The organism is Verruconatronum alginivorum (assembly GCF_056590205.1).
Genome location: NZ_JBWPVQ010000001.1, coordinates 5,695,667 through 5,713,744 on the forward strand (window position 1 = coordinate 5,695,667; position 18,078 = coordinate 5,713,744).

Below are 18,078 nucleotides of genomic sequence, written 5' to 3' on the forward strand. Positions count from 1 at the left end.
GGTTACATTTGACCTGCTAACCCAGCCCTTCGGACTGGGCTATTGGATTACGCACCTTCGGCGCTGGGAACTGTTCCGGTGTGTTTCGGCAATTGGATGCTGATGCGGAGCTGGAGTGGAAATTCGTGCTTCAGCCGAAGACCATTGGGAAACTGCGACGACCCCGCGTTTGTCGCCGTTCGGACGCGTGTTGGACCTTTGGCGCCGTAGGTGCCTGATTCTACAGCCCAGTCCGCAGGGCTGGGTAAACGGGATACCGGTTTCCGCGGCCTGAAGGGTCGCCATACGTGGGGCGGCGCGGGTCGCGGTTCGAATAGCAGCCCTTCAGGCCGCGGTTGCACCTGGATCTGTCAACCCAGCCCTGGATTACGCACCTTCGGCGCTGGGGACTGCGCTGAGGCCCTTCGGACTGGGCTATTGGATTACGGCGCACTTTCGGCGCTGGGAACTGTGCTGAGGCCCTTCGGACTGGGCTATTGGATTCTGCATCTTCCGTCCTGGAGAACCGTAGTGCGCGGTTTCCTTGGCGTTGGGATGCGCCTCGGTTCTTTGGCGCCGTAGGTGCCTGATTCTACAGCCCAGTCCGAAGGGCTGGGTAAACGAGATACCGGTTTCCGCGGCCTGAAGGGTCGCCATTCGTGGGGTTGGGGAAGGGCGTTCCGTCCTCCGCCCGGAAACTTCCGGGAAAAACAGGGGTCTTGGGGGATTACGAATTGAACCGCGCCGATTGAACCGTTAGCTTCCCGTTTTTTGAACCAATTGATTGCATTTCCCTCAGTGAAAAGCTTCGTCCGGAACGGGCTCGATTCGGGGCGCGTTTGGATCGTGGCCGTCGTGGTCGCGGCGTTGTTCGCCCCGAGTATCCGGGCGGAGGAACCGGCGAATCCGCTCGATCCGACCGAGGAACGGACGGCGGCCCAGACGCAGAAGATCTTGCGGGTCTGGGAGATTCGGAGCGCCGACCAAGCGTTGCGGATGGGGTTTGCCTCGTTGGCGGCCCGCGGCTACCGGGAGTTGTTGGAAACCCTCCCGGAGGATCATCCGGAACGTCACCGGGTGCAACTCGCCTTGGTCACGGCGCTGATCAGCGAAGGGGAGACCCGCCAGGCCCGCGAGGCGTTGTCGGCCTATACCGGGGAGGAGAACTCCAATTTCCACCTCCGCCGGGCGTTACTGGAGTGGCAGGCCCGCGATTGGCGGCGGCTGGAACGGACCTTGGGACGGATCCAACTGGACGAGATCCCGACGGACCAGCACCCGTGGTTTCACTTTCTGACCGGACTGGCGACGGATCAGGCCGGAAAAAGCGACGAGGCCCGTGCCGCCCATGAGAAGGCATTGGACGAGGCGACCTCTTCGAATCAGCGGGCGTTTTTCCTCCTCGGTCAATATCAGGCCCGACTCTTCGCCGGAGAGGCCAACGAGGAATTGGCGGAAGGGTTGAAACGTCAGATGGAGGCGTTCGAAGGGCGGACCGCCGGTTACCGGTTCGCCCAGCAATACGCGGTGGTGCTCGATCTACTCGGCAAACGCCAGGAGGCGACCCGGGTGATCCGCCAGCAAATCCAAAACGTTCCGGCGGCGGAGCGCGAACTGAGGGACCAATTTCTCCTCCTCGACGGTTTGATCGGAGGCAGCGAAGGAGGGCAAGGGCGCCAATCGTTGCGGGAATTGCTCGAAACCGGCGGCGAACGGACGCTCCAGCGGATCGCGTTGCAAAAACTCGCCGGAACCGTTTCCCCGGAGAACGGCGAGTCGTTCGGGGCGCTGTTGACCCGCTTGATCGACGACAAACATCCGCTGGCGGAGGAACTTCGATTGGTCCGGGCCCAGTTGCGATTGCGGCAAGCCGGACGGCGTTCGCCGGGCGACGCGCGGGCCTCGCTCTTCCAATCCGCTTCCGAAGACGCCCAGACGATCCTGACCGAGTTTCCCGGGTCGCGGTTCAAGCGGGAGGCGTTCGAAATCCTCGCAACCAGCGCCTGGGAGCAACGCCGTTACCGGACGGCGGCCAACCATTTGATGGAGTTGCGGGCCGAACTTCCGCCCGGGCAACGCCGCGCCGAGGTCGGGTTGCTGGTGGCCGATTGTTATTTCCGGGCCGGGGAGGTGAACCGGGCCGCCGCCGATTACCGGAACGCGGCGGACGCCTACGGAGCGGTTTTCCGGGAACATCCGGCGTCGGTTTCCCCGGGCTTGATCCTCTACCAGCGGGTCCTGGCGGAAATCCGGGGAGGGCGGTTGGACGAAGCCACCCGCCACCTCCAGGAGATTCCGGAGGAACTGGTGATCGATCCGGTTTACCGCTGGCAGGCCGAGTGGAATCTGGTCAAGGCGATGCAGCGCCGGGGAATGATGGGGGAGGCCTACGCCCGGGTGACCTCGTTGCTCGACGGGGACGAATCGGCCGGCATCACCGACGGCGATCTGCGGTTGCGCCTCGAATGGCTGCGGGCGCAACTTTCCTTCGACGCCGGGAAACCGGAGGAAACGTTGCCGTTGGTCCGTGGGGTTCTCGCCCGGATGGACGAGGAACCGCGGCAGGTCGCGGAAGCGTTGGCCACCCGGATGTCGGCCTACAGTCTGCTGTTGCAAGCTCAAGCCCAGCTGGAGCTCGGTCAGGCCCAGGATGCGTTGGTCAGTCTGGAAACCATCCGCGAGCGGTTCCCGGGGACCGATCCGGCGCTCTATTCTTATTTGGTCGAGGCGCGACATTATACCCAAGTCAACCGGACGGTCGACGCGCAACAGTTGTTGATCTCGTTGGCCGACAGTCACAAGGAAAGCCGTTACGCCCCGATCGCCTTGTATGAGGCGGCCCTCAACGCCCAGCGGCGCGGTCAGGATTCCGACTACCAGGACCAAGCGATCCGCTTGCTGGAGCGGTTGGTGGAGGAGTATCCGGGACACGATCTGGCCTTTTACGCCCGGATGCGCCAAGGGGATTTGTTGCGGCAACTGAACCGCTTCGAGGCGGCGGAAGGAGTTTACCGGTTTTTGGAAAACAATTTCGCCAACCATCCCGACATCGCGCTCGCCCAACTCTCGCTGGCCGACAGTTATTTGGCGCAATCGAACCGGGAGGACGGTCAGACCTTCCGTTCGGCGGTGGCGATTTTGGAGCGGTTGTTCGATCTGCCGGGACTCTCCGCCGACGCCCGGGCGGAGGCCGGGTTCAAACTCGCTTTCGCCAACGGCGCGCGGGGACGGACGGCCCGGGCGCAGGAAATCTATTGGGCGGCGGTTTCAAATCTTTACCTCGACGAGGCGATGGCTTCCAATCTCGGGAGCCGGGGTCGTTATTGGATCGCCCGGTGCCTCTTTGAATACGCCCAGCTTTTCGAGCGGGAAGGACGACCGGACAACGCCCGGGAAGCCTACTCGATGATCGCCCAGAACGGTCTGCCGGGCGAGGCGCTGGCGCGGGCGAACCTCGAGCGATTGTTGGCCAACACACGAACAGAATGAACGTTTTCAATTTTACCCTTTTCGAACAAGGCGGCCCGGTGATGTGGCTGCTGCTGGTGCTGAGTATCATCGCCCTGGTGGTCTTCATGGAACGGGCTCTTTTCCTCCACCGGGGACAGATTCGCTCGACCGAGTTCGTCTCGGGGATCAAGAACATCGTCCGCAAACGCCGTTTGGTCGAGGCGTTGACCGTCTGCGAGGAAACCCCCGGACCGGTGGCCAACGTGGTCAAAGCGGGGTTGCTCCACTACGAAGACGAGGAACAGAAGATGCGGTTCGCCATCCAGGAAGCGGCGCTGGTGGAGATTCCGGTGTTGGAGCGGCGGATCGGGTCGATTGCGGCGATCGCCCATGCGGCGCCGTTGCTCGGATTGCTGGGGACCGTCCTCGGCATGATCACCACCTTCGGCATGATCCACGCCGAAGGGCCTTATGTGAACGCCGCGATGCTTTCGGGCGGGATTTGGCAGGCGTTGTTGACCACGGCAGCCGGCTTGGCGATCGCCGTTCCGTGCCATCTCGCCCACCATTTTCTCGCCGGACGGGTCCGGGCCCTGGTGAACGACATGGAGTGGGTCGGCAATGAAATCATGCAGTTCTTGTTGAAGGACCTGCCCGAAGAGATCTCCGGCGAACGCAAACCATGATCACCCGTCCCCTGAACCTGCAATCGCACCTCCAGCCGTTGCCGCGCCGGTTCAACGTGGTGCCGTTGCTCGACATTATTCTGATCGCCCTCTTTTTCAGCCTCCTCGGGTCCAAATTCGTTCTCGCCCCCGGACTCACTATCGAACTCCCGCGAAGCAGCGAGCGGACCATGGCCGGACTGCCGACCTCAGCGGTTCTCACCGTGATCTCGGACGAAATGCTGTTCTTTCAGGACCGGGTCCTCAGCGTGCGGACCTTGGGGCCGGAATTGACCCGGCACGTCGAGCAGCGGGGGGAGATCGATTTGCTGATCCATTTCGATCGGGAGGTTTCGGTGCAAACGCTCTTTTCGGTGGCGGAAATCGCCCGCGGGGCCGGAATCGGCCGGGTGCAGCTCGCTTTCGAGCCGCGGAACGACGAACCGGTGCCGTCGCAGATGTTCCGCTGATGGACGAAAACGGGAAAACCGCGTGCGCAAAAGGAAGACCGGTGCGGCTGATTTGGCTGACCGGATTGGCCATCGCTTTGGCGGTGCACGTGGCCGGACTCTTTTTGTTCACCTTGGAGGAAGATCCGCCGCCGCGTCCGCCGGTCGGACACTCCTTCGCCAGCCTGCCGTCGATCCATTGGCAGGAGGCGGAAGGGGATCTTCTGCGGGAACAGGCGTATTTGTTCGACAGCGCGCCTCTCTTCCTGCCGACCCGGTGGAACAGTGCCGCGGCCCCATCGGTCCGGGCATTGGAGCAACGCCCCGGGGAGTTGTTCGATTTTTTTCCCGCACGGTTGTCGTATGGCGAAGCCGATTTCGGGTTGGGACGCCTGGTGGTGCGGCCGGAGCCGGAAGATCCGTTGCAAAGCCTGCGGGCCTTCCGCGACCGGAGTCACATCGTGGTCGGACGGGGACCGGTCGAAATTCCGGCATTAGCCACCCGTTTCGCCCTGATAGAAGCGATCGATCCGTCGAACGGAACGATGGTGCTGCAAACCCCGGTGTCGGGCGAAGGAGCTCCGGAAGTGCGCAACCGTCTTTGGCAACCGGCGGAATTCCTTTTACAAGTCGGGAACGTCGGCTTGATCGGCGAGCCGGTGATGGTTTCCGGAACCGGGGTGGAAGAAGTCGATCGTTTCCTGCGAACCTCGCTGCGCCGGTTTTCCGGGGAACGGATGTTGCCGCCCGGGTATTACCGGATTTTGGTCGGACCGTAGGCGTTTTCGCCTTGGGGGCGAAGACGCATAGACGATAGCTGATAGACGATAGATGATAGATGATAGACGGCGCGATAGCCGATGGCGGGCGCGATGCGCCCGATGGCATGGGTGGGGGATGGCGCCGTAGGTGCCTGATTCTACTGCCCAGTCCGCAGGGCTGGGTAAACGGGGAATAACGGTTTTCGCGCGGCCTGAAGGGTCGCCATGCCGGGGCGGGGGCGGGTCGCCGGGTTCGCATTGCAGCCCTTCAGGCCGCGGTTGCATCTGCATTGCCAACCCAGTCCTTCGGACTGGGCTGTTGGATGGCGCACCTTCGGCGCTGGAGAACGGAACGGACGGACGGTCTATGGTCCTCGGACGCCGCCTGGGTGTGGATGGCGCACCTTCGGAGCTGCTTCCTGGTCTGGGTTCCCTGGCGCCGAAGGTGCCTGATTCTACAGCCCAGTCCGCAGGGCTGGGTAAACGGGGAATAACGGTTTTTGCGGCCTGAAGGGTCGCCATGCCGGGGCGGGGGCGGGTCGCCGGGTTCGCATTGCAGCCCTTCAGGCCGCGGTTGCATCTGCATTGCCAACCCAGCCCTTCGGACTGGGCTGTTGAATGGCGCACCTTCGGCGCTGGAGAACGGAACGGACGGACGGTCTATGGTCCTCGGACGCCGCCTGGGTGTGGATGGCGCACCTTCGGAGCTGCTTCCTGGTCTGGGTTCCCTGGCGCCGAAGGTGCCTGATTCTACAGCCCAGTCCGCAGGGCTGGGTAAACGGGGAATAACGGTTTTTGCGGCCTGAAGGGTCGCCATGCCGGGGCGGGGGCGGGTCGCCGGGTTCGCATTGCAGCCCTTCAGGCCGCGGTTGCATCTGCATTGCCAACCCAGCCCTTCGGACTGGGCTGTTGAATGGCGCACCTTCGGCGCTGGAGAACGGAACGGACGGACGGTCTATGGTCCTCGGACGCCGCCTGGCTGTTGGATGGCGCACCTTCGGTGCTGGGGAACGGAACGGACGGACGGTCTATGGTCGTCGGACGCCGCGTGAGGGTGGATTAGGTACCTTCGGCGCTGGTTCCCGGTCTGGGTTCTTTGGCGCCGAAGGTGCCTGATTCTATAGCCCAGTCCGCAGGGCTGGGTAAACAGGATAACGGTTTTCGCGGCCTGAAGGGTCGCCATGCCGGGGCGGGGGCGGATCGCTGGGTTCGCATTGCAGCCCTTCAGGCCGCGGTTGCATCTGCATTGCCAACCCAGCCCTTCGGACTGGGCTGTTGAATGGCGCACCTTCGGTGCTGGGGAACGGAACGGACGGACGGTCTATGGTCTTCGGACGCCGCGTGAGGGTGGATTAGGTACCTTCGGCGCTGGTTCCCGGTCTGGGTGCCTTGGCGCCGTAGGTGCGTGATTCTATAGCCAAGTCCGCAGGGCTGGGTAAACAGGATAACGGTTTTCGCGGCCTGAAGGGTCGCCATGCCGGGGCGGGGGCGGGTCGCCGGGTTCGCATTGCAGCCCTTCAGGCCGCGGTTGCATCTGCATAGCCAACCCAGCCCTTCGGACTGGGCTGTTGGATGACGCACCTTCGGTGCTGGGGAACGGACGGACGGACGGTCTATGGGCGTCAGATGCCGCGTGGGCGTGAATGACGGCCGTTCGGGTCTGGGGATCTGTTGGATGACGCATTGCTGGGGAACGGAGCAGACAGCCTCTGGCCCTGTTGACGCCGCGTGGATGTGGATGACGCACGTTCGGCGCTGGGTGGTGGAAGAGTGACCGGGCGGCGCGGGTTGCAATTTGGGCGAAAATCCGGAGGGTGGGGAAATCGCCTATTGTTTTTCGGGGTGAAACACTGACAATGGACCCGCCTCATTTGCCGATTGCCATTTCCAGTGCTAGTTCCATAGGTTTGACCTTTCCATTCATGATTGCCAAGATTTTCAAGTCCTTTTCCGGCCGCCACTACCGCAGCTACATCAAGAAATGCCAGCCGATTGTTGAGAAGATCAATCAGCTGGAGCAGTCCTACCGGACGCTTTCCGAGGAGGAACTGCGGGCCAAGACGGACGAGTTCAAACGCCGGGTCGCCGACGGCGAGTCGTTGGATGATATCCTTCCCGAGGCTTACGCCGCGGTCAAAAACGCCGCCCGCCGCCTCGTCGGCAAGACCATCACCGTTTGCGGCCATGAACTGAAGTGGGACATGGTCCATTTCGACGTCCAGCTGATCGGCGGGATCGCCCTCAACCAGCATTTCATCGCCGAAATGAGCACCGGTGAAGGTAAGACCCTCGTCGCGACCCTTCCGCTCTACCTCAACGCCCTGACCGGCAAGAATTGCCAACTGGTCACTACCAACGACTTCCTGGCGCGCCGCGATTCGGAGTGGATGGGTTACATCTACAACATGCTCGGCCTGACCGTCGGTTGCGTGCAAAACCAGATGAGCTCGACCGACCGGAAGGAGATTTACCGTCGCGACATCACCTACGGGACCGCCTCCGAATTCGGTTTCGACTATCTGCGCGACAACGGCATGGCCACTCGCGCCGACGACCAGGTGCAACGCGACCATTATTTCGTCATCATCGACGAGGCCGACCAAATCCTGGTCGACGAAGCCCGCACGCCCTTGATCATTTCCGGTCCGGCCCCGATCCAGCGCGAGCAGCAGTTCACCCGCCACAAGCCGGTCATCGCCCGCCTGGTCCAGGAACAAACCAGGTTTTGCAACCAGCTCATCCAGGAAGCCAAGGAGGAGTTGGAAAAAGAGGACGGCGACCGTCATTTGGCCGGTTTGAAGATGCTCCAAGTGAAGATCGGAGCCCCGAAGAACAAGCAGTTGCTCCGTTTGATGGAGAACGGGGAGTACCGCAAGCTCCTCGACAAGACCGACCTCGAAATGCACGGCGACATCAACAAGGGGGCCATGCATGAGTTGAAGGAGGAATTATTTTTCACCCTCGACGAGAAGCAGCACCAGGCCGATTTGACGGAGCGCGGCCGGAATTTCCTCCAGCCGGACGATCCCGACGCCTTCATGATGCCGGATCTGCCGAGCCAATACATCGACATCGAAAAGCGGAACGAACTTTCGCCGGAGCAAAAAGAGGCCGAAAAGGGGAAAGCCCAGGAGGCGTTCGAAAAAATTAGCGAAGACATCCACGCCATCAGCCAGTTGCTCCGGGCGTATTCGCTTTACGAAAAGGATGTCCGCTATGTCGTCCAGGATGGCAAAGTGGTGATCGTCGACGAGAACACCGGCCGCATCATGCCCGGACGTCGCTGGAGCGACGGCTTGCACCAGGCGGTGGAAGCCAAGGAAGGGGTGACGATCGAGCGCGAGACCCGGACGTTCGCCACCATCACCATCCAGAATTACTTCCGGATGTATGAAAAGCTCTCCGGGATGACCGGCACGGCTGAGACCGAAGCCAACGAGTTCTTCGACATTTACAAGATGAAGGTGATGGTCATTCCGACCCATCGTCCGTGCATCCGGATCGACGTGAACGACGTCATCTTCAAAACCCGCCGCGAAAAATACAACGCGGTCCTGGCCGAGATCCAGGAAGCCAACAAGCGGGGGCAACCGGTCCTGGTCGGCACGGTTTCGGTCGAAGCTTCCGAATTGCTCAGCCGGATGTTGAAGCGGGTGAACATCGTCCACACCGTCCTCAACGCCAAGTTCCACGAAGCGGAAGCCGACATCATTTCTCGCGCCGGGATCCGTGGGGCCGTGACCATCGCCACCAACATGGCCGGTCGCGGCACCGACATTAAACTGGGTGAGGGCGTCGACGAACTCGGCGGACTTTACGTGGTCGGCACCGAGCGCCACGAATCCCGCCGGATCGACCGCCAGTTGCGCGGCCGTTGCGCCCGTCAGGGAGACCCGGGCCGCAGCAAATTCTTCATCTCGCTGGAAGACGACCTGATGCGCCTCTTTGCTTCCGCCGGTCCGATCGGAAAGATCATGGAGCGGGCCATGGCGGAAGGGGAAGAGCTGCAACACCCGTTGTTGAACCGCTCGATCGAGTCGGCCCAGAAGAAGGTCGAGCAACAGAATTACTCGATCCGCAAGCGCCTTCTCCAATACGATGACGTGCTGAGCCAGCAGCGCGAAGTGATCTACGGGTTGCGCAACGACGCGATCCGTGGTGACGCTCCGAAGGAGATCATTTTTGAAATGATCGAGGAGGAACTCGACGTCCGCCTCGACGATGCCGGGGTCGGCGGCAAGGAAGCCGGTTCCAGCCAGGATCTCGAAAACCTGGTCGGCTGGCTCAACTCCCATTTCCCGATCGCCCTCAAGTTGGAGGAAGTCGAAGGGAAATCGCGGGAAGAGATCCGCGGTCTGGTTTTGGAGAAAATCCAAAAGGCTTACGGGGTCAAGGAATCGGTCGAGAATCCCGACGCGATCAAGATGTTGGAACGCTACGTCGTGATCAGCTCGATCGACCGCCATTGGCAGGAGCATTTGACCGAGATGGAAGATCTCCGCCGCAGCGTCGGATTGCGCGGCTACGGCCAGAAAGATCCGTTGATGGAATACAAAGGGGAGGCTTACACCTTCTTCGAGGAATTGATGAGAAACGTCCGGCGCGATATCTGCACCGGTTTGTTCCGCTCGGCCTCGAACATCAAAGCCTTTGAAAACATGCTGGCGGTGCTCTCGCAGAACGCCCGGGCTCAAGGTCCGGCCGATGCTCCCGCGACCCAGCCTTCCAACATCGGCAATCCGCGGGCCGCGGCCCACGCCGGCGCGGTCGCCGGAGGCGCTCCCCGCAAGGAGATTGAGTTGCCGAAGGTTTCCGTGCGTCGCGAAGTTCCCAAAGCCGGACGCAACGATCCATGTCCGTGCGGCAGCGGCAAGAAGTTCAAGAAGTGCTGCGGCGCCTCGTGAGGCGTTGAGCGGAAACCTGCCTTTGACGCTATGACGATCCCGTTATGGTCGAAGGGGGCGCCCGGGGCTCGGGGGCACGCGGAGGCCGACATCCCGGCGGTCACCCCGTGGCTGCCGGATCCGGAAGTCGCGACCGGGGCCGCCATGGTGGTTTGTCCCGGTGGCGGTTATGTCGGACTCGCCGCGCATGAAGGGGAGGGTTACGCCCGATTTTTGAACACCCACGGCATCGCCGCGTTTGTCTTGCGTTATCGGCTCGGCTCAGGCGGTTACCGTCATCCGGCGATGTGGCAGGATGCCTCCCGGGCCGTTCGGTTGGTCCGATCTCGGGCGAATTCCTGGAAAGTCGATCCCGCCCGGGTCGGAATCATGGGTTCTTCGGCCGGCGGACATCTCGCCGCGACGTTATTGACCCAATTCGATCTTGGACAACCCGAGGCGGCCGATCCGGTGGAACGGGAAAGCAGTCGTCCCGATCTGGGGGTGCTCTGTTATCCGGTCATCACCATGGGCCTTGGAGGCCACACCGGTTCCCGGTCGAATTTGCTCGGCGACGATCCCGACCCGGAACTGGTCGAGAGGTTGTCGGCGGAAAAGCAGGTCACTGTGGAAACGCCCCCGGTCTTCGTTTGGCACACCTTTGAAGACGCCTCCGTGCCGGTAACCCATAGCCTCGCCTTCGCCTCCGCCCTCGCGGCGAAGCGAGTGCCGTTTGATCTCCATGTTTACCAGGACGGAGCCCATGGCCTCGGACTGGGCAGTCGCGAATATGACCCCGCGAAGCACCATCCCTGGACCCGGGACCTGGTGTATTGGTTGAGGCGGCAAGGCTTCGTGTAAACGCGGGCCGGCCCAAGGCAGGGCTATTCCATCTGGCCCCCTTGTCGTGAAACAGGCATTCCTGCCTGTTTTTTCACAGACAGGAATGTCCGTGCCACGGTGGTTGTGTGCCCGCGTTCCCGCGGTCCCACCTCGATCTGAAACCGGAACTCCAACAGGGCAGACGCTCCACCGCAGGGAGTCTTTTGGCTTGCGGCGATATCGGCCCCGGTCGAGGATTCAACGAACACGTTGGGATAAACTTATAACAAGCAGTTGATAGCCGCAAAAAGGCGCAAGACACGCAAAATAAGGAGAGTTCATTGGAGGAACTTGCTTAGCCGGTTGGGGGGTTCGGTTTTCTCATAGCTGGCGTGACCTTTTCCTGATTTTGAGCCGTTGCGCCTTTTCGTGGCTCACTCAATTGCGGAATATAAAATGAAAGCTTTTCTGTTGTTGCCTCTTTTCTTTTGTTTGGTGGTCTCCGCCCACCTTCTTGCCGGGCCGCGCCCGATCGAGCGATTGGAATGGACGGATATTCGCCGGGGCATCATCGAAACTTATTCCGGAGCGGAGACCTATCGTGACCGCGGAGTCGTACGCGGCGTTTACTTGCAGGCGCGGGAGGCGTTTGTCGAAGGGAGCGATTTGTCTTACGAGGTTGTCCAGGATCGGATCCTTTATTTCGAAACGGCTTATCGCTCCGGAACCTCTTTTCGTATGGAAACGCTCGTTCCGGCGGGACGGAACCGTGAAATGCGGATGGTTTTTACGCGAACGAAAGACGCGGCGGAAATTCAAAACGATGGCGAACGGAGATCTGTCGCCCCGGAGGGATTGATCCCGAGTGCGGGTGGTCACTTGTCATTCCATGATGTGCGGGGAAGCGAAATTCCCGCTCTCCTGTACGGCATGCGCAGTCAGGAAGTGATCTGGAATTCTGGATCGCACATTGAGGAGGTCGGCTACAATAACCGTCCGGCTTATCGGCTGACCGGGCGCGATCGCCTTGATACCTTCACGTTATGGGTGGATCAGGAAACGATGCTGATTTTGGCCATGGAGCGGGTCCGGCAAACGGGGGCGCGATCGATGGTGGTGGTGACCACACTGTATCAACCCGAGCGAAACGTCTCGTTGGACCAGACGGTTTTCGGTCCCGAACCGACCGATTTTTCCGGTCACGCGGGATTGTGGCACTTTCCGCCCATCGATGTGGCGGGTGCTTTGGCGAGGATGGAATGGGCGCGGACCGGAACGCTAAATCCGTCGTCGTCCCTTCCGCCTCCGTTTCAGGATGCTCCGGGAAGCAGTGGCGCGTCGTACGTTTCGAGTCGACCGCCGGCGCCGTCGGTCGATGTTTTGCCGGTGGTGTCTCCGGCGCCGACGCCGGCGCGGATCACCGCCGATCAGTTGGCGGCGGTGGTGTTGATCGAAGGGGAGAGCGGTCAGGGGACCGGGTTTCTGACTCGGATCAACGACATCTCTTTTGTTATCACCAATCTCCATGTTTTAGCCGACGCGAAGACTCTCCGAATCCGGAATTCCCGGGGCCAGCAACTGGCGGTTCGCGGGATTCATGCCGCCCGCGGTCACGATGTGGCATTGATTCGGGTGGACGAGACGCCCGGTGGTTTGGTTATGGCGGCCGATGCGGCGGCCTCGCTGATCGGCGACGAAGTGGTTGTTCTCGGGAATCGTCTCGGCGGCGGGGTGGTGACTCAGGAACGGGGAGGCATTTTGGGGATCGGACCGGACCGTATCGAGGTTGACGCGAAATTCCAGCGAGGAAACAGCGGCAGTCCGATTCTGAACATTGGAACCGGTGAAGTGATTGGGATTGCCAGCTACCTGCAGGAAGTGTCGATCCTCGGCATCCAGCCAACAACCGGTTCGGAGGGAAAACCGTCCCGGGAGACGACGACCCGATGGTTTGGATACCGGTTCGATTCAATTTCCCAATGGGAGCGGCTCGATTGGAACGAATGGCAACGCCAGGGAGCGGAGTTACGGGCTTTCCGTGAGCGATCGGAGGTGCTCCTGGCCTTGCTCCAAGGGGAGCGGGAAGTCTACATGCGCGATCCGGCGTTCCGTCGCATCGTGGAGCGGTTCGAACGCGACGTGACGACCCATCGTATCAGTAACGATGAATACGCCCGGCGGGTCCGGGAGTTCATCAACGAGTTGCTGAACTACGGTCGGGCGGATCTCCGGAGGCTTGACGGACAATTCTACGATTATTTCAGCAGCAGCCTTTATTTCGATACCAGCATTCCCCTGCAGCGCGATTTCCGTCGCCAGCTTATCCAATACCTGGAGGACCGCGAACGCGACGTCCGCGCCTTCCGTCAGATGCTGGGACGGTGATGCGCCGCGTGACAACGGTCTTCGGCTAAAGCGTGCAGTCCGGCTTTTGCTCTGTTTCATCGAGTGAAAACTCGATGCTACGTAGCATCCGGCTTTCGCCGGATGAAGGAGCGCGGTTCAGCCACGATTTTAGCCGACGGTCTTCGGCTATAGCGTGCAGTTCCGGCTTATGCTCTGTTTTATCGAGTGAAAACTCGATGCTACGTAGCATCCGGCTTTCGCCGGATGAAGGAGCGCGGTTCAGCCACGATTTTAGCCGACGGTCTTCGGCTATAGCGTGCAGTTTCGGCTTACGCTCTGTTTCATCGAGTGAAAACTCGATGCTCCGTAGCATCCGGCTTTCGCCGGATGAAGGAGCGGTGGGCTTCGGCCGACGGTCTTCGGCTGAAGTCCGAAGTTCGGTGATTGTCGTTCAGCTGGCGTCAGTGAGTTCGGCGGGGGTGGAGCGTTTTTCGAGAATCGGCGCCAAAGTTTCCCAGACGGTGCGGGCCATGACGCGGTGGCCTTCGCCGGTCGGGTGGATGCCGTCGGGGAGGTTCAATTCCCGGACGCCGCCGACGCCTTCCAGGAGGAAGGGGATCAAGGCGGCGTCGTTCTCTTCGGCCAAGGCCGGGAAAATCGCGGCGAATTGTTCGCTGAAACCGGCCCCCATGTTGGGCGGGACTTGCATGCCGGCGATCACCACCTTGGCGTCGGGTTGCTTCTCCCGAACCCGGTCGATGATCCCTTGCAGATTACGCCGGGTGTCGGCGGGATTTAGGCCGCGGAGGCCGTCGTTGGCCCCGAGTTCCAACACGAAAATGTCAATTTTCTGGCGGAGGATCCAGTCGATGCGGCGCAGACCGCCGGCGCTGGTTTCGCCGCTGAGGCCGGCGTTGACCGATTGAAACCGCCAGCCCCGTTGGTCGATTTTCTCCTGGATGAAGGCGGGGTAGGTCTCGTCAGGACTGATCCCGTAGCCGGAGGTGAGGCTGTCGCCGAAGAAGACGATCCGGGGGGTGGGGGGCTGACCGGAGGCGGTCGACGCGGTCGCCCAAGCCGGAAATGCGATTCCGAGGAGGAGAACGAGGATGGGAAAAATCGGTTTCTTCATAAAATCGGAGGGAAATCCAAGGCGGTTTCTTGCTTTTCGCCGCAATGATCTTTGTTTGACGCTCGAAAGCTATATCGACAATTACTCTGGTGCCAAGCCTGACCGCCATAATTCCGGCAAAGTTCCCCGATCGGCGATCGATTTGGGAAATTCGTCGGAACAGTTGGCCGATAACGGTTTCACTAGAAATACCATTTATGAGCGAGCGACAGATTTTGCAGGTTGACCGGGTGACCAAGACCTACCGGACCGGGACCCATTCGTTGACGGTGTTGAAGGAATTGACCTTCTCCCTCGAAGACGGCGCCACGTGCGCGATCGTCGGTCCTTCCGGGAGCGGGAAGACGACGTTGCTCGGTCTCTGCGCCGGTTTGGACCAAGCCACCTCCGGTTCGGTCGCCATCGCCGGGCGTGATCTCGGCAAAATGAACGAAGATCAGCGGGCGGCGGTGCGGAACGAATTGGTCGGTTTCGTCTTCCAGAATTTCCAATTGATCCCGACCCTGACCGCCCTCGAGAACGTGATGGTGCCGATGGAGCTCCGGGGAAAAGGGGATGCCCGGAAACCGGCGACGGAACTCCTGCGGCGGGTCGGTCTCGGGCAGCGGCTCGACCATTACCCGGTGCAACTCTCGGGGGGCGAACAGCAACGGGTCGCCCTCGCCCGCGCCTTTATCAACCGTCCCCGGATCCTCTTCGCCGACGAACCGACCGGCAATCTCGACGCCGAAACCAGCGATAAGGTGATCGACATCTTGTTCGAATTGAATCGCGAAGCCGGGACCGCGCTGGTGCTGGTGACGCACGATCTCGAACTCGCCCGATTGACCGATCGGATCATCCGGTTGAAGAACGGGGAAATGGTCGAGGAAGAAGCGTTCGCGGTCCGCTGAGGCGGCGCGGCGGGAAGAGGAAATTTCGTTTATGAGCTGGATTTTGAAAATGGCTTGGCGGGACAGCCGCTCGAGCCGGAAGAAACTGGTCTTGTTTTCGCTGGCGATCATCTTCGGAGTCGGCGCCCTGGTGGCGATCCGGTCGTTCGGTCACAACCTGGAAGCGGCGGTGCAGGAGCAATCGAAGTCGCTGGTCGGGGCCGACCTCGTGATCGGATCGCGGGCGAATTTCACGCCGGAGATGGAGGAATTGATCGCGCCGCTCGGCACCCGGCAGGCCCGGGAAGTGAGCTTTTCCTCGATGGTCTATTTTCCGAAAACGGAAGACAGCCGTCTGGTCCAGGTGAGGGGATTGAAGGGACCGTTTCCGTTTTACGGAGTCTTCGAGACGGCACCGGCCGACGCCCGGGAACGGCTCGACAACGAGCGGGTGATCATCCTCGAAGAGAGCGTGATGGTGCAGTTCGGCGTCCAGGTCGGTGATCCGGTGCGGATCGGATCGGCGACGTTTGAAGTGGCCGGAGCGGTCAAGCGGGTTCCGGGGGAAATGGCGGCGGTCGGATTGCTGGCGCCCCGGGTTTACATCCCTTACGACGCGGTCGAGGAGACCGGGTTGTTGCAATGGGGGAGCATCGCCCGGCACAAGGTGTTCATCGAATTTCCGCCGGAAACCAGTGTGACGGCGGTGTTGCGGGAAATCCGGCCGCAGTTGCGGGAGTTCCGGCTCTGGACCGAGACGGTGAAACGGCGTCAGGAAGACCTTGGCCGGACCATGGAGCACGTCCAATCGTTTTTCCAATTGGTCGGATTCGTCGCCCTGCTTCTCGGGGCGATCGGGGTGGCGAGCGCGGTGCACGTCTATGTGAAACAGAAGATCGGGACGGCGGCGGTGTTGCGCTGCCTCGGGGCGAGTTCGCGTCAGGCGTTTGGGATTTACCTGGTGCAAGGAATGGCGCTCGGCGTGATCGGGGCGGGCGTGGGAGCACTGCTCGGGGTCGGCTTGCAGTTGCTTTTCCCGGCGTTGTTGCGCGATTTCCTGCCGTTCGATGTCTTGGTTTTTGTTTCGTGGCGGTCGGTGTTGGAAGGATTCGCGGTCGGTTTCAGCATTTGTGTGATCTTCACGCTGCTGCCGTTGCTCGGAATCCGGCGGGTCTCCCCTTTGCGGGCGATCCGGCGGGGCGAGAACTTCGAGAAAACCCGGCGGCGCGACCCGTTGCGCTGGGTGGTCTATGGATTGATCGCGGCCGGAGTGACCGGATTCTCGGTGATGCAAACCGGAAGTCTGCGGTCCGGCATCGGATTCGCCGGGGGAATCGCGGTGGCCTTTTTGGCTTTGGCGGCGGTCGCCTGGGGGATCATTTACCTGGTGAAACGGTTCTTCCCGCGGGGTTGGCCGTATGTTTGGCGGCAAGGATTGGCGAACCTTTATCGTCCGGAAAACCGGACGGTTTTGCTGATGTTGGCGCTCGGTCTCGGCACGTTCTTGATTTTAACCCTGTATCTCTCGCGGGACCTGTTGTTGCACCAAGTGGCGGTGCTCGGTGAAGGGGAGCGGCCGACGATGGCCTTCTTCGACGTGCAGGACGACCAGCAGGAACCGATCGCGGCGATGATGGCGGAGATGGGCCTGCCGTTGATGCAGAACGTCCCGATCGTGACGATGCGGTTGGCGGAGGTGAACGGGCGGACCGTGTCCGAAATCATCCGGAGCGGCGAGTCGGCGATACCCGATTGGGTGCTTCGCCGCGAATACCGGTCGACTTACCGCAACCATTTGGTCTCGACCGAGGAGTTGGTTGCGGGGAGTTGGGTCGGTTCGGTGGAGCCGGATCACGCCGGACCGTATCCGGTTTCGGTGGAGCAAGGGATCGCCAACGATCTGAACCTGGCGCTCGGCGACACCTTGGTTTTCGACGTGCAGGGGTTGCCGGTCGAAACGGTGATCGGCAGTATCCGGAAAGTGGAGTGGCACCGGCTGCAACCAAACTTTTTCGTGCTCTTCCCGGAAGGAGTCCTCGAACCGGCGCCGAAGTTTCACGTGATGGTCACCCGGACCGAAACCGACGAACAATCCTCGGCCCTGCAACGCCGGATCGTGCAGGAGTTTCCGAACGTCTCGGCGATCGATCTGTCGCTGATTTTGGAAACGATCGATTCGATCATGACCCAGGCCGCCTTCGTGATCCGCTTCATGGCGATGTTCACGGTCGCCACCGGACTGGTGGTGCTGGCGGCGGCGGTGGCGACAAGTCGGTATCAACGGATGCAGGAGGCGATCCTTTTGCGGACCCTCGGGGCCTCCCGGTTGCAAGTGGAGAAGATCATGTTGATCGAGTATCTCTTCCTCGGGGCGTTCGCCGGACTGACCGGGTCGCTGCTTGCGGTGGGGGCGGCCTGGGGATTGGCGGCGTTCGTCTTCAAGGTGCCGTATTTGCCGTCGATGCTCTCGCCGGTGATCGCGATCATGGCCTCGGCCTGCGTGACGGTGTTGGTCGGAGTTTTTTCCAGCCGCGGAGTCCTCGATCAACCGCCGCTGGAAGTGTTGCGGGCGGAGAGTTAGCGTCAGCCGCCGAGGCGGCTGGCGCATAGACGATAGCTGATAGACAATAGACAATTGAAGAATCTCGGCGCGACGGCGTGAGACCGTTGATGAGCGATGGGTGGGCTCCTGATTTCCATTCTCGCCATTGGGGATGGT

The 18,078-nt window shown here is 61.2% G+C and carries 12 protein-coding genes; 10 read left to right on the forward strand and 2 right to left on the reverse strand.

The annotated features are described in order from the left end of the window. The first annotated feature begins 777 nt into the window (after positions 1-777). The 7 genes from ACWUI2_RS21065 to ACWUI2_RS21095 all read left to right on the forward strand — a co-directional run bounded on the left by ACWUI2_RS21065 (position 778) and on the right by ACWUI2_RS21095 (position 13,394). Positions 778-3,468: a tetratricopeptide repeat protein gene (locus ACWUI2_RS21065; RefSeq protein WP_486984818.1), complete on the forward strand. Its 2,691-nt coding sequence runs from the start codon at positions 778-780 to the stop codon at positions 3,466-3,468. Next, positions 3,465-4,115: a MotA/TolQ/ExbB proton channel family protein gene (locus ACWUI2_RS21070; RefSeq protein WP_486984819.1), complete on the forward strand. Its 651-nt coding sequence runs from the start codon at positions 3,465-3,467 to the stop codon at positions 4,113-4,115. Before ACWUI2_RS21065 ends, ACWUI2_RS21070 begins: the two co-directional genes overlap by 4 nt. After that, positions 4,112-4,564 (forward strand): ExbD/TolR family protein, encoded by a 453-nt coding sequence (locus ACWUI2_RS21075; protein WP_486984820.1) that lies wholly within the window; start codon positions 4,112-4,114, stop codon positions 4,562-4,564. Before ACWUI2_RS21070 ends, ACWUI2_RS21075 begins: the two co-directional genes overlap by 4 nt. 41 nt (positions 4,565-4,605) lie before the next feature. Further along, positions 4,606-5,322, forward strand: a complete 717-nt coding sequence (locus ACWUI2_RS21080) for a hypothetical protein (protein WP_486984821.1) — start codon at positions 4,606-4,608, stop codon at positions 5,320-5,322. A 1,904-nt stretch (positions 5,323-7,226) separates the two neighbouring features. After that, positions 7,227-10,208, forward strand: coding sequence for a preprotein translocase subunit SecA (secA, locus tag ACWUI2_RS21085; protein WP_486984822.1), 2,982 nt, complete (start codon positions 7,227-7,229; stop codon positions 10,206-10,208). A gap of 30 nt (positions 10,209-10,238) precedes the next feature. Then, complete coding sequence (locus tag ACWUI2_RS21090) at positions 10,239-11,048, forward strand: alpha/beta hydrolase (protein ID WP_486984823.1); 810 nt, start codon at positions 10,239-10,241, stop codon at positions 11,046-11,048. Positions 11,049-11,465: 417 nt separating this feature from the next. Then, the gene (locus ACWUI2_RS21095; RefSeq protein WP_486984824.1) at positions 11,466-13,394 is read left to right on the forward strand and encodes a S1 family peptidase; all 1,929 of its coding nucleotides are present in this window, start codon (positions 11,466-11,468) and stop codon (positions 13,392-13,394) included. Between the two features lie 25 nt (positions 13,395-13,419). On the opposite strand, the gene ACWUI2_RS21100 is transcribed toward ACWUI2_RS21095, so the two are convergent. After that, entirely contained in the window at positions 13,420-13,728 is a 309-nt protein-coding gene (locus ACWUI2_RS21100; RefSeq protein ID WP_486984825.1) for a hypothetical protein, read from the reverse strand. A 78-nt stretch (positions 13,729-13,806) separates the two neighbouring features. Then, positions 13,807-14,487: an arylesterase gene (locus tag ACWUI2_RS21105; RefSeq protein WP_486984826.1), complete on the reverse strand. Its 681-nt coding sequence runs from the start codon at positions 14,485-14,487 to the stop codon at positions 13,807-13,809. Here ACWUI2_RS21105 and ACWUI2_RS21110 point away from each other — a divergent pair. Genes ACWUI2_RS21110 through ACWUI2_RS21120 form a run of 3 tightly spaced genes read left to right on the forward strand, consistent with a single transcriptional unit; the run spans position 14,465 to position 17,940 of the window. Further along, complete coding sequence (locus ACWUI2_RS21110; RefSeq protein WP_486984827.1) at positions 14,465-14,713, forward strand: hypothetical protein; 249 nt, start codon at positions 14,465-14,467, stop codon at positions 14,711-14,713. The two genes, ACWUI2_RS21105 and ACWUI2_RS21110, sit on opposite strands and share 23 nt — an antisense overlap. After that, positions 14,685-15,380, forward strand: a complete 696-nt coding sequence (locus ACWUI2_RS21115; RefSeq protein ID WP_486984828.1) for an ABC transporter ATP-binding protein — start codon at positions 14,685-14,687, stop codon at positions 15,378-15,380. Before ACWUI2_RS21110 ends, ACWUI2_RS21115 begins: the two co-directional genes overlap by 29 nt. 31 nt (positions 15,381-15,411) lie before the next feature. Beyond that, on the forward strand, positions 15,412-17,940 hold the full coding sequence (locus ACWUI2_RS21120; protein ID WP_486984829.1) for an ABC transporter permease: 2,529 nt from the start codon (positions 15,412-15,414) through the stop codon (positions 17,938-17,940). Positions 17,941-18,078 lie beyond the last annotated feature (138 nt).

Coding starts and splice junctions, on each gene's coding strand:
- ACWUI2_RS21070 (WP_486984819.1), top strand. CDS start 3,465: ATGAACGTTTTCAATTTTACCCTTTTCGAACAAGGCGGCCCGGTGATG.
- ACWUI2_RS21075 (WP_486984820.1), top strand. CDS start 4,112: ATGATCACCCGTCCCCTGAACCTGCAATCGCACCTCCAGCCGTTGCCG.
- secA (WP_486984822.1), top strand. CDS start 7,227: ATGATTGCCAAGATTTTCAAGTCCTTTTCCGGCCGCCACTACCGCAGC.
- ACWUI2_RS21090 (WP_486984823.1), top strand. CDS start 10,239: ATGACGATCCCGTTATGGTCGAAGGGGGCGCCCGGGGCTCGGGGGCAC.
- ACWUI2_RS21095 (WP_486984824.1), top strand. CDS start 11,466: ATGAAAGCTTTTCTGTTGTTGCCTCTTTTCTTTTGTTTGGTGGTCTCC.
- ACWUI2_RS21100 (WP_486984825.1), bottom strand. CDS start 13,728: ATGCTACGGAGCATCGAGTTTTCACTCGATGAAACAGAGCGTAAGCCG.
- ACWUI2_RS21110 (WP_486984827.1), top strand. CDS start 14,465: ATGGGAAAAATCGGTTTCTTCATAAAATCGGAGGGAAATCCAAGGCGG.
- ACWUI2_RS21105 (WP_486984826.1), bottom strand. CDS start 14,487: ATGAAGAAACCGATTTTTCCCATCCTCGTTCTCCTCCTCGGAATCGCA.
- ACWUI2_RS21115 (WP_486984828.1), top strand. CDS start 14,685: ATGAGCGAGCGACAGATTTTGCAGGTTGACCGGGTGACCAAGACCTAC.
- ACWUI2_RS21120 (WP_486984829.1), top strand. CDS start 15,412: ATGAGCTGGATTTTGAAAATGGCTTGGCGGGACAGCCGCTCGAGCCGG.